17 protein-coding genes and 1 tRNA gene are annotated in these 13,862 nt (G+C 69.8%); 4 read left to right on the top strand and 14 right to left on the bottom strand.

Annotated elements, in window-relative coordinates:
* The first annotated feature begins 26 nt into the window (after window positions 1–26).
* The 3 genes from ACFSOX_RS18190 to ACFSOX_RS18180 all read left to right on the top strand — a co-directional run bounded on the left by ACFSOX_RS18190 (window position 27) and on the right by ACFSOX_RS18180 (window position 2,280).
* Window positions 27–509 carry an MgtC/SapB family protein gene (locus ACFSOX_RS18190; protein ID WP_378479232.1) on the top strand — a complete coding sequence of 161 codons (483 nt, stop codon included), beginning with the start codon at window positions 27–29 and terminating at the stop codon, window positions 507–509.
* Between the two features lie 137 nt (window positions 510–646).
* Window positions 647–850, top strand: a complete 204-nt coding sequence (locus tag ACFSOX_RS18185) for a hypothetical protein (protein ID WP_378479231.1) — start codon at window positions 647–649, stop codon at window positions 848–850.
* Between the two features lie 569 nt (window positions 851–1,419).
* Window positions 1,420–2,280 (top strand): FAD binding domain-containing protein, encoded by an 861-nt coding sequence (locus ACFSOX_RS18180; protein ID WP_378479230.1) that lies wholly within the window; start codon window positions 1,420–1,422, stop codon window positions 2,278–2,280.
* A gap of 74 nt (window positions 2,281–2,354) precedes the next feature.
* Here ACFSOX_RS18180 and ACFSOX_RS18175 read toward each other — a convergent pair whose 3' ends face one another.
* From ACFSOX_RS18175 to ACFSOX_RS18160, 4 genes are all read right to left on the bottom strand, one after another.
* Window positions 2,355–2,903: a hypothetical protein gene (locus ACFSOX_RS18175; protein WP_378479229.1), complete on the bottom strand. Its 549-nt coding sequence runs from the start codon at window positions 2,901–2,903 to the stop codon at window positions 2,355–2,357.
* 302 nt (window positions 2,904–3,205) lie between these two features.
* Window positions 3,206–3,922 carry a 50S ribosomal protein L1 gene (gene rplA / locus ACFSOX_RS18170; RefSeq protein ID WP_378479228.1) on the bottom strand — a complete coding sequence of 239 codons (717 nt, stop codon included), beginning with the start codon at window positions 3,920–3,922 and terminating at the stop codon, window positions 3,206–3,208.
* A 4-nt stretch (window positions 3,923–3,926) separates the two neighbouring features.
* Complete coding sequence (rplK, locus tag ACFSOX_RS18165; protein ID WP_378479227.1) at window positions 3,927–4,355, bottom strand: 50S ribosomal protein L11; 429 nt, start codon at window positions 4,353–4,355, stop codon at window positions 3,927–3,929.
* Window positions 4,356–4,488: 133 nt separating this feature from the next.
* Window positions 4,489–4,917, bottom strand: coding sequence for a winged helix-turn-helix transcriptional regulator (locus ACFSOX_RS18160; protein ID WP_378479226.1), 429 nt, complete (start codon window positions 4,915–4,917; stop codon window positions 4,489–4,491).
* Window positions 4,918–5,050: 133 nt separating this feature from the next.
* Between ACFSOX_RS18160 and ACFSOX_RS18155 the strand changes: the two genes are divergently transcribed.
* Complete coding sequence (locus tag ACFSOX_RS18155; protein WP_378479225.1) at window positions 5,051–6,067, top strand: zinc-binding alcohol dehydrogenase family protein; 1,017 nt, start codon at window positions 5,051–5,053, stop codon at window positions 6,065–6,067.
* A gap of 120 nt (window positions 6,068–6,187) precedes the next feature.
* Here ACFSOX_RS18155 and nusG read toward each other — a convergent pair whose 3' ends face one another.
* The 10 genes from nusG to ACFSOX_RS18105 all read right to left on the bottom strand — a co-directional run bounded on the left by nusG (window position 6,188) and on the right by ACFSOX_RS18105 (window position 13,788).
* Complete coding sequence (gene nusG, locus ACFSOX_RS18150) at window positions 6,188–6,718, bottom strand: transcription termination/antitermination protein NusG (RefSeq protein WP_111355535.1); 531 nt, start codon at window positions 6,716–6,718, stop codon at window positions 6,188–6,190.
* 17 nt (window positions 6,719–6,735) lie between these two features.
* Window positions 6,736–6,933: a preprotein translocase subunit SecE gene (gene secE, locus ACFSOX_RS18145; protein WP_378479224.1), complete on the bottom strand. Its 198-nt coding sequence runs from the start codon at window positions 6,931–6,933 to the stop codon at window positions 6,736–6,738.
* A 471-nt stretch (window positions 6,934–7,404) separates the two neighbouring features.
* Complete coding sequence (locus ACFSOX_RS18140; protein ID WP_378479223.1) at window positions 7,405–8,076, bottom strand: hypothetical protein; 672 nt, start codon at window positions 8,074–8,076, stop codon at window positions 7,405–7,407.
* A 139-nt stretch (window positions 8,077–8,215) separates the two neighbouring features.
* Window positions 8,216–8,410, bottom strand: a complete 195-nt coding sequence (locus ACFSOX_RS18135; protein ID WP_378479222.1) for a hypothetical protein — start codon at window positions 8,408–8,410, stop codon at window positions 8,216–8,218.
* A gap of 464 nt (window positions 8,411–8,874) precedes the next feature.
* Window positions 8,875–9,459 carry a protein-S-isoprenylcysteine O-methyltransferase gene (locus ACFSOX_RS18130; RefSeq protein ID WP_378479221.1) on the bottom strand — a complete coding sequence of 195 codons (585 nt, stop codon included), beginning with the start codon at window positions 9,457–9,459 and terminating at the stop codon, window positions 8,875–8,877.
* Window positions 9,456–10,742, bottom strand: coding sequence for a hypothetical protein (locus ACFSOX_RS18125; protein WP_378479220.1), 1,287 nt, complete (start codon window positions 10,740–10,742; stop codon window positions 9,456–9,458). Before ACFSOX_RS18125 ends, ACFSOX_RS18130 begins: the two co-directional genes overlap by 4 nt.
* A 503-nt stretch (window positions 10,743–11,245) precedes the next feature.
* Window positions 11,246–11,322: transfer RNA gene (locus ACFSOX_RS18120), tRNA-Trp, on the bottom strand.
* A gap of 172 nt (window positions 11,323–11,494) precedes the next feature.
* On the bottom strand, window positions 11,495–12,109 hold the full coding sequence (locus ACFSOX_RS18115) for an alpha/beta fold hydrolase (protein WP_378479219.1): 615 nt from the start codon (window positions 12,107–12,109) through the stop codon (window positions 11,495–11,497).
* Window positions 12,100–12,474, bottom strand: a complete 375-nt coding sequence (locus ACFSOX_RS18110) for a hypothetical protein (RefSeq protein ID WP_378479218.1) — start codon at window positions 12,472–12,474, stop codon at window positions 12,100–12,102. The genes ACFSOX_RS18115 and ACFSOX_RS18110 overlap by 10 nt, the downstream gene beginning before the upstream one ends.
* 72 nt (window positions 12,475–12,546) lie before the next feature.
* Window positions 12,547–13,788 (bottom strand): amidohydrolase family protein, encoded by a 1,242-nt coding sequence (locus tag ACFSOX_RS18105; protein WP_378479217.1) that lies wholly within the window; start codon window positions 13,786–13,788, stop codon window positions 12,547–12,549.
* Window positions 13,789–13,862 lie beyond the last annotated feature (74 nt).

Raw genomic sequence — 13,862 nt, 5'->3', positions numbered from 1 at the left:
ACCTCTCGGCCGGATCGAGCACGACCATGGACTGGACCGACATCGCCCTGCGCCTGACCGCCGCCACCGTGGTCGGCATGACCCTCGGGCTCAACCGCGACCTGCACGGCAAGCCGACCGGCATGCGCACGCTCGGCCTCGTCGGGCTCGGCGCCGCGCTCGCCGTGATGGCGGCCGTCGATCCCTCGATCCAGGAGCAGGACCGCCTCACCGACGTCAGCCGCGTGGTCCAGGGCATCCTGACCGGCATCGGCTTTCTCGGCGCCGGCGTGATCGTGCGCGGCTCCGGCGACGCGCGGGTGCGCGGCCTCACGACGGCCGCCTGCATCTGGGTGACGGCGAGCCTCGGCGCCGCCTGCGCGGTCGCGGCCTGGACCGTGATCGCGATCGCCCTGCCCCTGCTGTTCTTCGTGCTGCTCGCCGGCGGCCCGATCGAGAGGTCGATCCGGGCACGCTACGGCGTCGGCAAGCCGAACGGCGACGCCTCCGGTCCCCCGTCGGCGCCCTGACGGCGCCCACGACACCGCCATGCGGGCCGCAGATCCACGCGACCCACCACACGGCCGCGGTGTGTCCCTTACGCGATCGCCCGTAAGCGAAGCATCAACGATACGATGCTATGATGAGCAATCGAGGGGGACTGACGATGCGTACAGTCACCGACCTGTCCGGCACGGTTCACTCCGCCACCCTTCTCGGGATGGGCATCGTGCTCGCCGACACGGCCCGCCGCGGCCATCACGACCTCGCCCGCGAGATCGCCACCCATCTGGACATCCGCATCGGTGATCTCGCCCCGGTGGTCGACGAGCAGGATCTGCGCGAGCTGCAGGCCGTGCTCGACGGGTGATCGGACGTTCGGGCGGCTGCGGTCTCGGACGTCGCTTCGACGAGACCACCTCACGCGCACCGCCACGTGGCACGCACGGCCATCACAGCCGTCTCGTCGGTTTCCGGCGTCCACGACGCCGCCCTGTCGGCGGCGGGCCGGCCGGCCCGATCCGTCCGCGTCGAGGCCCGTCCGCGCCTCTGCGCATTCGCACCGTCGGCGCGTGCCAGCACCCGGCGCCCGCCTGCGCGGGGCATTCGGAGCGCTGTCCAGAACGTCGGACGGAGGCCGTGTTCTGCCAAATTGACAAGTACGGGGCTGGTGTGAAAGCTGGGTCGATCGGGGCCGTCGCCCCGGGGTTTCTCGTGACGCGCCCGGCTCAGGATCGTGTTCGATCGCTCGACCTTCCTGTCGCCGAACGCGCCGCGTTTCACGGCCCCGGCTCGCACAGCGAGACGCGCCCTCGAGGTCCACAATCGCGGCTCCGGGCCGCGCAGGCCGCTGGTGACGTCGGCCCTGCGGGGTCGAGCCGGGGGAGACGAGCCGTTGCAATGTGAGGATCGGGTGCGCACCCGGCTGGGACGCCGCCCATGAAGGAGCCCTCGCTGGACGTCTGCATGGATGCCGTCCATTTCGATTACGTTCGCGTGCTCTGCGCCGAGGAGGCCGTCAACGTGCTGGCCCAGTGCGGCGAGCGCGGCGTCGTCATGGCGGGCGGCCAGTCGCTGATCCCGCAGATGAGCCTGCGGTCGACCACTCCGCACGTCCTCGTCGATCTCGGCCAGGCGACCGAGCTGCGCATGATCGAGGCGCACGGCGACACGGTCGCGATCGGGGCCATGGTGACCCACGCGATGGTGGAGGATGGGCTGGTGCCCGATCCGATCGCCGGTCTGCTGCCCTACGTGGCGCACGGCATCGCCCACCGCGACATCCGCAACCGCGGCACGCTGGGCGGCAGCGCCTGCTGGGCCGACCCTTGCGCCGACTGGCCGACCGCCCTGATCGCCCTCGACGCCACCATGGTGACGCTGTCGCAGGCGGGCGAGCGCCGCATCCCGATCACCCGGTTCTATCCCGAGCCGTTCATGAACGCGCTCGGACCGGCCGAGATCGTCACCGCGATCAGCCTGCCGCGATCGTCCAAGCGGGCCCGCTGGGGGTACTACAAGGTCACCCGGACGGTCAGCGAATCGGCCGACGCGATCGCCGCCGTGATCTCGGACCCGGAACGCGGGGTCAGCCGGATCGTGCTCGGTGGCCTGAAATGCCCGCCCCTGATCCTGACCGAGTTGTCGGCGGCCTTCGCCGAACGGCGCCCCGACCCGACCGACATCAAGCTCGAGGCCTGCAAGGAGATGATCGCCGATCTCCCGGCCCTCGCCGAGACCAATCTCCACAACTACGCCTTCGCGCTCAGCCGTGCGCTCCGCAGCGCCTTCGTGGCCTGATCGGGCACGGCGCGGCCGCAGGCGCCTGGTGACGGCGACCGTCGATCGGTGCCGAATCCCGGCTCACGAAGGAGTCAGTTCGCGCAGTTCGCCCGGAGCTGGCCGGCGGCGGCCGAGACGCCGCGCAGATCGAAGCTCAGCTCGCGCTCGCCGCCGCTCGTGCGCACCTGCAGGGCGAAGCTGCGGGCGGTGCGGAAGCGCTCCAGCAACGCCGCCGGATCGGGCGGCGCATAGGCGTTGCCGAGAATGCGCCAGCGCTCCGGGCTCGCGACCTGATCGAGCAAAACCGTCACATCGACGTCGCCGACCGGCTCGGAGCCGGGCGGCCAGTCGAGATCGAGGGCGAGCAGCTCGAGCGTGCCCTGGCGGCATTCCATGAGAAGGCCGGCGCGGCCGGGCTGCGCCATCGGGGTGCCGCGGCGCGTGAAGGAGAGGCCGTGGCCGACGAGGGTCGGCCGGTCGGGGTCGGTCCGCGGCACGGCCGCGAGCGGCATCGGCATACGGACCACGAAGCCTGTCGTGATGGTCGTCTGCTGCGCCCGCGCCGCGCCGGCGAGCGGCGCGAGGATCGCGACCAGAAACAGAGTCGATACGCGGCACCAGGTCACTCGGCACGGGGTCACGCCGGGCACCTCCGGGTCTGCAGATCGGCCGATGCGGGACGCCGGCGCGCGAATCCGTCGACATAATCCGAACATTGACGGAATCTTAAACGCTTCGCACCGGCTGGCCAATGCTGTCGACCGTATCATGCGCGCATTCCCGCCCACACTATGGCGGCGCGTGGACACAAATCGGGCCGATCCACAGCGGCCACGAAATCCGGCTGCGGCGGACCATGTCGCGCGAATCGAAACGGCCGGGACTGGCCCGGCCGTTCGTCGTGTCGTGCAGGCGCGCGACGCAGGCGCGCGCGCCGCCGAGTTCAGTGTTGCGCGCCCGCGGCCGCGGCCAGAACGGTGCCCGGCTCGACCTTCACGCCCGGACCCATCGTCGAGGAGATGGCGATCCGGTTGATGTACTGGCCCTTGGCACCGGCCGGCTTGGCCTTCGACACCGCATCGGCGAACGCCTTGATGTTCTCGATCAGCTTCTCGGCCTCGAACGAGGCCTTGCCGACGCCGGCGTGCACGATGCCGGCCTTCTCGACGCGGAACTCGACCGAGCCGCCCTTGGCCCCCTTGACGGCGCCGGTGACGTCCATGGTCACGGTGCCGACCTTCGGGTTCGGCATCATGCCGCGCGGGCCGAGCACCTTGCCGAGACGGCCGACCAGCGGCATCAGGTCCGGGGTGGCGATGCAGCGATCGAAGTCGATGTTGCCGCCCTGGACGCGCTCCACCAGATCCTCGGCGCCGACCACGTCGGCGCCCGCCGCGCGGGCTTCGTCGGCCTTGGCACCGCGCGCGAACACGGCGACCCGGAGCGTGCGGCCGGTGCCGTTCGGCAGGGTGACGACGCCGCGCACCATCTGGTCGGCGTGACGCGGATCGACGCCGAGATTCATGGCGATCTCGATCGTCTCGTCGAACTTGGCGGTGGCCCGCGCCTTGACCAGCGTCACCGCCTCGGCGAGCGGGTAGAGCTTGTTGCGGTCGATGCCCTCGCGGGAGGCGACCACGCGCTTTCCATGTTCAGCCATCGGATCAGCCCTTCACGCTCAGGCCCATGGACCGGGCGGAGCCCTCGATCATGCGCATCGCCGACTCGATGTTGTCGGTGTTGAAGTCCTTCATCTTCTTCTCGGCGATCTCGCGCACCTGGGCCTGGGTGATCGAGCCCACGATGTCGCGGCCGGTCGCCTTGGCCCCCGACTGGATGCCGGCCGCCTTCTTGAGGAAGTACGACACCGGCGGGGTGCGCATCTCGAACGTGAAGGAACGGTCGGCATAGATGGTGATGACGACCGGGATCGGCGATCCCTTCTCCATCTGCTGGGTCTGGGCGTTGAACGCCTTGCAGAACTCCATGATGTTGAGGCCGCGCTGACCGAGCGCGGGGCCGATCGGCGGAGACGGATTGGCCGCTCCCGCCGGCACCTGAAGCTTCAGGTATCCTGTGATTTTCTTCGCCATGGCAAAGTCCTTCGCGCCGGCGCCGCCGGCTCGCAGGGTTCGTGGTGCGGATCAAGGGCGGTCGGCGAACCGTCCCTCCTCCCACGTATCGACGCCACCGCCGGCGGGGGGCCGGCGGCGGGGTGGCGGTTCTCTATCGCGGGGCGGGCTCGGAGACAAGGGGGCCGGTGTCGGTCGACGGTCCCGAAGGCGCTCGGGCCGCCGCCGCCGAAGCCTCGGAAACCGCTGCGCGCTCGGCCAGATAGGCGTCGCCCCACGCCTTGAGGGCGAGGATGACGGGGCGCAGGCTCTCGCCCCGCGCGGACAACCGGTACTCCACCCGGGGCGGCACCTCGGCATAGACGGTCCGGACGATCAGGCCGCTCTCCTCCAGCTCGCGGAGCTGGCGGGTCAGCACCCGCTGGGTGACACCGGGCAGCTTGCGGCGCAGCGCGTTGAAGCGCAGGCAGCCGTCCAGCAGGTGATAGAGCACGACGCCCTTCCACTTGCCGTCGATGAGGTCGAGCGTCGCCTCCACGGGGCAGCCGGGACCGCAGTCATACGTCCGGAACGGCTTCGGCATAGTATTCTCATGGTCCCTTAGAGGCGGAAAAGTGCATTCTTGCGCTCTCCGGACGTAGCGACAAGGTTTGCGGGTGCGGAGTGGGCTCGTGTCGAGAGCCGCTCCCTGCGACCCCGCCTCCTGGAGAGACCTCATGCGTGCCGTCGGCTTCACCCGCTCGCTGCCCATCGACGACCCCGAATCGCTGATCGACCTCATCCTCGACCGGCCGGTGCCGACCGGCCGGGATCTCCTGGTCGAGGTGAAGGCCGTGTCGGTGAATCCGGTCGACACCAAAGTGAGGAAGCGGACCGAAACCACTGGGAAGCCGGTTGTTCTCGGCTACGACGCCGCCGGCGTGGTGGCCGAGGTCGGGCCGGACGTCACATTGTTCAGCCCCGGCGACGAAGTCTTCTACGCCGGCTCGATCGCCCGTCCGGGCACCAATGCCGAGTTCCACCTGGTCGACGAGCGCATCGTCGGCCGCAAACCGACAAGGCTGGGCTTCGCGGCCGCTGCGGCGCTGCCGCTGACGGCCATCACGGCTTGGGAGATGATGTTCGACCGTCTGGGCATTCCGCGCGGCCGGGACGGCCGCGACGGCGGCCCGGGCCTGTTGTTGATCGGCAGCGCGGGCGGGGTCGGCTCGATCGCCATCCAGCTCGCGCGGGCGCTCACCGACGTCACCGTGATCGGCACCGCGTCACGCCCCGAGACGGCCGAGTGGGCGCGGTCGCTCGGCGCCCATCACGTGATCGACCACACCCAGCCGATGGCGCCGCAGCTCGCCGCCATCGGGCATGCCACCGTGCCCTATATCTTCTCCACCACAAGCACCGACCAGCACTTCGACGCGATTGCCGAGGTCATCGCGCCGCAGGGCAGGTTCGGCCTGATCGACGATCCGGGGCCGATCGACGTGCGAAAGCTGAAGCGCAAATGCGCCTCGCTGCACTGGGAGCTGATGTTCACCCGACCGGTGTTCGAGACGCCGGACATGATCGAGCAACATCGCCTGCTCGACGAGGTCGCCGATCTGGTCGACGCGGGTCGCATCGAGACCACGGCGACCGAGACGCTCGGGCGCATCGACGCGGCGACGCTGCGGCGGGCCCACGCGCTGATCGAGAGCGGCCGCACCCGCGGCAAGCTTGTTCTCGAAGGATTTTAACAGCTTAGCCGAGACTGCGGAGTTGCATTCGCAGAACCGCCGCGGCAGCGCCTCGCATGCAAAACGGCCGGGCAAGGCCCGGCCGTTGGACGAATCACTATAGTTAACAGGGCGTTGCGGTCAGACCTTCTCGACCTGCCCGAACTCCAGCTCGACCGGCGTGGCGCGACCGAAGATCGACACCGCGACCTTGATGCGCGAGCGGGCGTCGTCGACCTCCTCGACCACGCCGTTGAACGAGGCGAACGGCCCGTCCGACACGCGCACCTGCTCGCCGATCTCGAACGAGACGGTCGGCTTCGGCCGCTCGATGCCCTCCTGCACCTGGTGCAGGATGCGGCCGGCCTCGGCCTCGGAGATCGGCATCGGCTTGTTGTCGCTGCCGAGGAATCCGGTGACCTTCGGGGTGTTCTTGATGAGGTGATAGGCCTCGTCGGTAAGGTCCATCTTCACCAGCACGTAGCCGGGGAAGAACTTGCGCTCCGAATCGACCTTGCGGCCGCGGCGCACCTCCTGGACCTTCTCCTTGGGCACCAGAATCTCGTCGAACAGATGCTCGAGGTGGCGCTGGCGCGCCTGCTCGCGGATCGATTCGGCGACCTTGTTCTCGAAATTCGAGTAGGCGTGAACGATGTACCAGCGCTTGCTCATGTCCATCATCCGCCGCGTCAGCGTCCGATCCCGAGCACGAGCGTCACGCCGAACCGGATGACCTGGTCGGCCAGGAGGAAGAAGACGGCCGCGCTCGCCGACATCACGAACACCATGACGGTGGTGATCGCGGTCTCCCGCCGGGTCGGCCAGGTGACCTTCTCGGTCTCCGAGCGGACCTCCTGCAAGAACTTGAACGGGCTAACCTTCGCCATCGCCTCTTCCGATCGTCCCAAAATGCGTGAAAAGCCGCGCGGGCGACGGCCGGATCGCCGTCGGCTCCCTCTCCTCACGAACACCCCGCCGCGAGAGCCGCCCCCCGGCCCGGCTGTGCGATCGGCGACGCTCAGACCAGGCAGGAGTCGAGGGATTCCAGACGCCAGGAGGCTCGGATCGCAATCGAAATCGGGGCGGTCCCGGCAGACCCGTCCGAAACCTCGAACGTCTAGGTCGGCCCGTTTTACACGTTCGAGCGGGGCCGTCAACAGAACCCGGCCGACCCGGTCCGGCCGGCGCTCGATTTTCTTCGGGAAATTCAAGGGCTCGAAGAACGATCGCACGTCGTCGATCGCCCCTGCCCGGTCGCCTCGACCGGCCGTGAACGGCGACGGCTCGCCGGGGGGCGAGCCGCGCGTGTTTCGATCCGGTCGATCACCCGGGGATGTCCGCCGCAACGGCTCCGCCCGTCAGCGGGCGTCGCTCTGGAACCCGACCGGCTCCGCGCTGACCGTCACCTTGCGGCCGCGGTTGAGCGCACGCAGGCGGTTCACCCAGTCTTCCGGGTACAGCAGGTTCGAGCTCGGCACCTCGAGGCCCATGTATTGCGCGATGTCGGAGATGAACGCGACACAGTTGATGGTCGCGGCGTTCCACACCAGCGTGGTGGCCTGCTTGCGCTTGATATAGGCGAACACCTTCTGGGCCTCGGCGTCCGTCAGGTACACCCGGTAGCTCGCGGTCAGGTACTGCTCGTCGAGATCGCCGTAGCTCTTGCCCGTCTCGGCCGGCACCGGGAGGATGTGCCCGAGAATGTAAGGGATGACGCTGTCGGTCGCCGGATGAAGACCGGCCACCTCGACGGCGCGCTGCCCCGACTTGCCGTACCAGATGAAGGCGTGGCCGTAGCTCGCCGCGGTGCGGGCGCGGAAATCGACATAGTAGCGGCCGCCGGACTTCGCGGCCGGCTTGGGCGGGCGCGGCGCGGCGACGTCGCCGTCCACCTGGCCGACGGCGGAGACCCGCGTCAGGGTGGTGCCCTGCGCCTGCGCCGCATCGATCGCGACGCCGCTCGACAGGGCGATCGCGGACAGGCCGGCGACGATCGCGACGAGACGTTTGCGATTGAAAAGGTCGAACATCGAGGCCTCCTGGCTCGCGGCACGTTGCTGCGGGACCGCAGGTCGAACGCGACGACCAGCGGTCCCGGGTCTTGCAGTGGACGGTCGTGGACCGGCCGAGAGCGGGCAGGCCGAGCGATCGGCCGGCCCGAGCCCTGTCTCAGTACTTCGCGACGACCGGGCCCTTGCCGATCGGAGCCTTGCCGATCGGCGCCTTGCCGATCGGAGCCTTGCCGACCGGCGCCTTGCCGACGGCCGCGACCGGCGGCGGCGGCTGCCGCACCGGCATGTCGGCGGCGAAGGCCGAACCGACCAAAGCGAGACTGGCGGACGCGATGACTGCGAGTTTCAACATGTGAGCCCCCGTGATCTTTCCCCAAGTACCCACGTCGAACGTGAGCTGCCGAAGGGTCGTGCAAGACACCGGGCGGCGCAACCATCGATAGCTCGAAAACGCCGTCGGTCGAGCGCATTCCCGCGGTGTTGTTGCATCAAAGACACGCCCTCCGCGCACGGCTAACCCATAACACGCGCGTGCTAGTTGCGCGATGCGAGGCTTCCAAGAACCACCCCGAAATCCATGATATCGGTGTAGGAAATCAAGTTCGCCGAGGCCCTCGCACGCGGCCCGGCACGATCCCGGTGGACCGTCGGCGGCACACCGGACGGAGGGGCGGCTCGACGCTCGGCGACGCCACGGCGCCGGCGAGGAGCGGCCGGATCCCGGGGCGATTCGAGACTCGCGGTCGAGGTGCGAGACGGCGGTCGCGGAGGGGAGCGTGGAGGGGGGCGCGGAGCGAAGACGGGCCGCCGCGAGGCTCAGTAGACCAGCGGAATGATGCGCCGGGTGCGCCCCATATAGGCGCGGTACTGGTCGCCGAACGCGTCCAGCATCATCCGCTCCTCGCTGCCGACGCGCCCGAAGAACAGCACGCCGAAGCCGACCAGCCCGGCCGGACCGGCGATCGCGTTGGGCAGCAGGAGGGCCTGCGCGAGCGCCCACAGCCAGAAGGCCGTGTACATGGGATGGCGGACCCAGCGATAGACTCCGTCGGTCACCAGCGTGTGGCGGTCGCGGACGTCGAGGCTGATCGACCAGTTGCGGCCGAGCGCCTTGTGGGAGAGCCGGAACATCACCAAGGCGGCGACGGCGACCAGTCCGCCCAGCGCCGCAAGGACGGGCTGGAACGGGTAGTCGGCGACGCGCGGCATCCCGGTGACGACATACAAGATCGGAAGCAGTCCGAGGCCGGTCAACGAGATGCCGAGAAGGAGGTTTTCCCGGACGCCGCGGCGGCTGGACGCCACCGGCGTCCGCCGGGCCCGCCGCGCATACGGATAGCGAATGACGAACCAGCCGACGACGAGCGCGCCGTAGGCGAGCTTCGCGATGAGCGGGGTCATTGCGCCAACACGATCTCCGAGCCGGCCCTCTCGGCCGCGACGTTCGCCGGCGCCCGCTCGATCAACGATCCGTCGGTCGCGAACGCCGAAGCCGGGCCATCCGGCAGACAGGCCGTCTCTCGCACGGCGAGCGGTCCGCAGGCCAGCATGAAATAGTCGTAGGCGGTGCGCCGATCGTTGCCCCGAACGAACTGGCAATGCAGGCGAAAGAACCGGCCCCAGATGCGTCGATAGTAATCGGGGTCCAGCATCCGGCTGATCCGAACGACGCGCACCAGCGGCCGGCCGCTCGGCACCAGCCCCGCATCGCCGACCGGGTCGGTCTTGTAGAAGTTCATCACGTCGCTCAACGCCTGATACTCGACCCAGAAGGGTCCGTCCGCGACCGCGACCCGGGCGAGCGCCGCGCGGAAGCGGGCGGCCCGCCCGTGCAGCGCGATCTTGAGGACCGACGAGCCGACCGTGACCAGCGCCACCGGAGGTCCGGTGCGCCCGAGGTCCGGCTCCAGCGCCAGCGCCCGGTCGATCGCGTCGACGGCGAGCACCGCGCCGAGGCTGTGGCCGAGCAGGACGATCTCGTCGACCTCGCCGTCGCGCGCGGCGGCGACGATGTCGGCCGCGAGCCGGTCGAGCCGGTCCGCCAGGATTTTCGGCGGAACCCGGACATAGGCGCTGGCGAAGGTCCAGTCATCGAACGCCAGCGGAAGCTTGAACCACCGGCCAGGCCCGGAGAGAAGCGCCGTGAAGGCGGCCGCGCCGAGGAGCGCGCCGGCGAGCGCCGAACCGGTCGCGCGGCTCAGCGCCGCGCCGCCGAGGCCGGCCGCGACGGCGAAGGCGAGGACCGTGAGCGGCGGGTAGAGGAAGAACAGCGCGTAGCGCCAGGCGGTCCGGACATAGCGGTGGAGGGCGCCGCCGACCACGAAGTCGAGACAGGCCAGCACCCCACGCCCGATGCGTCGCCACCACGGGGCGGCCGCGTAGGCCTCCATCAGATCGTCCCAGCGCACGAGCCGGATCCGGGTCGATACCCGCCAGTTGCGGCCGGTGGTCTCGATCGTCCAGTCGGCGCCGTCCGGCCGATGCTCCGGCTCGGTCATCGTGGTGAGCGCCGACCATACCCGGCGAAAGCGCCCCGTCTCGCGGGCGAAGAGGCGATACACCTGCTCCGGAGGCGCCGGATCGAAACCGCCGATATGGATGAAAAGCCGACGCGCGATGCGGCCGGTCGGCGCCTCGCGGTTCGGCGCCTGCGCGTCGCGATCCGCGTCACCTCCCCGAAGCATTGCGGCTTCCGCGGCCATCGCCTCGCCCCGACTTCAAGGTTGAACCGGCACGGTCTCCCGCAAAGGCGGCCGCCCGCAATACCCTGAGTTGACTAGACCGCGTTTAGCACAACCCCGACAAATTGCGCATGCCATTCGGAAGGAAAAAAATACCACATTGTTTGCAACAGCATAGCCCAAGCGGACGATCCGTCCACGCGGCTGTGCCGGCGCGCCGTAAGTCGAAAGACCGAGAAACTTTCCACGATTCCCCTGGCGCCGGCCGGCCGTCGTGGACCGGAAAGCCGTGGCGCCGGGCGACGCCGCAAGGCCCCGCACCACCCGTCACCGGCGACCGCTGCGGTCGAGCGTGGCCGTCGTGAGGAAGCTTTCGATAGAACGCGTTCGAGAGACAGCTTTCGGACGAACGCGGTGGCCCGCGTGTCGGCCGCGGAAAGGCTGTCAGGAGGGAACTGTCAGGAGGGAACTGTCAGGAAGGAGAGAGGGAGGTCGTCGGCCCCGGCTGGCAGGAGTGGAGGGACTCGAACCCCCAACCCCCGGTTTTGGAGACCGGTGCTCTGACCAATTGAGCTACACTCCTCCGGACGAGGACGCGGCAGCCCGTAACCGGGTCGCCACGGGCTCTAGATGCATGATCCCCGGCCCCTTGGCAAGGCCGGCACCGCGGACCTTCGGGGAATTCGGCCGTCACGCGAAACCGCGCGGACGACGCCGTGCCGGGACGGTGCGGCTCCGATCCGGCGTCCGGCGGCTCAGGCCGGCGGCAGACCGGCGAGGCGCTCGATCTCGGCCGCGATGATCTCGGCGTGGCGGTGGTGGGCCATGTGACCGGCGCCGGGAATGCGCACGAGACGGCCGTGCGGCAGCACCTTGGCCAGCACGTCGCCATGGACGGCGGCCGGCACGATCGGGTCGGCCTCGGCGACGACCACCACGGTCGGCACCGTCACGTCGGGGTAGCGCGGGGCGACCGCGACGAGATGGTCGCGCAGATCCGAATATTCCTTCATGCTGTTGCGGAAGCGCCGCGGCGTCAGCGCCAGCGCCAGCGCGGTGCGACCGGCGTAGTCGCGAACCGGCGGCTCCGGCCGGAACAGCCGGGTGATCAGGCGGTCCAGCATCGGCAGGGTCGCCGGCAACAGCACGGTCCAGATCAGCGGGCCGACGAACACCACCTCGGCGACGCGCTGGAACCACGGTAGCCCGCCCGGACGCGGGTGGGTCGTCGGGTTGATCAGCACCAGGCCCTTCACGGCGCCGGGCTCGTCGAGCGCGTAGCGCAGCGCGATCAGGCCACCGAGCGAGTGGCCGACGACGATCAGCGGGCCGGCCCCGACCTTCTCCACGGCGATGCGAATCAGCGCCACCTGATGGCCGGGATCGGAGACCTCGGGGCCGCCCTCCCCCGAGACCAGCCCTGCCCCGGCCGGTCCGGCAGCAGGACGCGCAGCCGGCGCGCGAGCCGGTCGCCGAGCGCGACGCGCATGTCGGTGTGCTGGACATTGGCACCGTGCAGCAGCAGCACGGCCGGCCGATCCCGCGCACCGGAGGCCCCAGCCGGAGGATGCTCCGGCGTCAGGTCGACGAGATGAAGGCGCGCTGTCCCCGCCTCGATCAGGCGGCCGACCGGCGGGTTCTCCTTCTCGATCGTGCGGGCGAGCCGCCAGGTGAGCAGCGCCGACGCCGCGAGAACGACCACGGCGACGAGCAGCAGGAAACCGACGACCAGCATTGCGACCACGCCTCGACCGGGGGGCTGACCGAAGGTATCGGGCGCGGCCGGCCTCGCGCAAGCGGCGCCGGCTCACCCGGCCGGAACGAGCTCTCGATGCAGCACGGCGGGCGCGCGCGTGAAGGTGCGGCGGCCGCGCTTCCAGCCGGCGAGCGGCACGGCGAGCTCGGCGATCGCGCCGGCCGGATCGCGCGCGTCGAGCACCACGAGATCGGCCGGGTTGCCGACCGCGATGCCGTAGTCGGGAAGGTTCATCAGCCGCGCCGGCGCGGCGGTGATCAGGTCGAGGCAGGTCTCCAGCTCGGCCGGGCGGCCGAGCTGGGCGACGTTGGCGTAGAGATTGGCGATCCGCACCATCGAGCAGTCGCCGAACGGCGTGAACGGGTTGAGCACGTTGTTGGTGGCGATCGAGCAGGTGACGCCCTCGGCCGCGAGGCGATGCGCCGGGGTGACGCCGCGCGGAACATCGTGGTCGTGGCCGCGGCCCATGAGGAACAGGTCGGTCGCCGGCAGCACGGTCAGCGCCACGCCGGCGTCGGCGAGCTTTCGGGCGGCCGCCGCCCGCGCGGCCTCCGGCATCGCCGAGAGCTTGGTCACGTGGCCGATGGCGACGCGGCCGCCCCAGCCGAAGCGGTCGGTCTGGCGGCACACTTCGTCGAGATGGGTCCAGGTCGGATCGAGATCGAAGTCGAGATGGAAGTCGACATCGAGATCGTAGTCTCGAGCGATCGCGAAGATGCGCTCGATCTGGCCGTGCGGGTCGGTGTCCGTGTAGGGGCAGCCGCCGATCGTGTCGGCGCCCGCCTCGCAGCATCGGACCAGCAGCGCCTCGGCACCCGGATCGTTGAGCAGCCCCTCCTGCGGGAACACGCAGACGTCGAGATCGATCGCGAAGGCATAGTCGTATTTCAGCCGCTCGATCGCCCGGAAGCTCGTCAGCCCGATGCGCGGGTCGACCTCGACATGGGTGCGCATGCGGGTGGTGCCGTGGAGGATCGCCTTCTCCAGCGTCCGTTTCGCCCGCGCATGGACGTCCTCCTCGGTGAAGGCGCGTTTGGCGGCCGCGACCTGGGCGATCGCCTCGGCGAGCGTCCCCTGCTCGCTCCGACAGCGGTCGAGGATGCACGACTTGTCGAGATGGATGTGGGTCTCGACGAAGCCGGCGACCGCGAGCCGGCCGGCGAGATCCTGAACGGGCGCGTCGGCCACGATCCGGGGCTCGATCGCGACGATGCGGCCGTCGGCGACACCGATGTCGCACGAGGCCTCGCGGCCGACCAGGCGGACGTTCTTGAAGACGAGGTCGAGGGGCATGTTTTCAGGGGATCCAACACGAAGCTCGGAACAACCTCTCCCCGTCACCCTGAGGTGCCCGCGCATCGCGCGGG

This window comes from Rhodoplanes azumiensis, assembly GCF_042682915.1.
GTDB lineage: Bacteria > Pseudomonadota > Alphaproteobacteria > Rhizobiales > Xanthobacteraceae > Rhodoplanes > Rhodoplanes azumiensis.
Note: the sequence above shows the minus strand (reverse complement) of the source record. Positions and strands in the feature narration are given on the sequence as shown.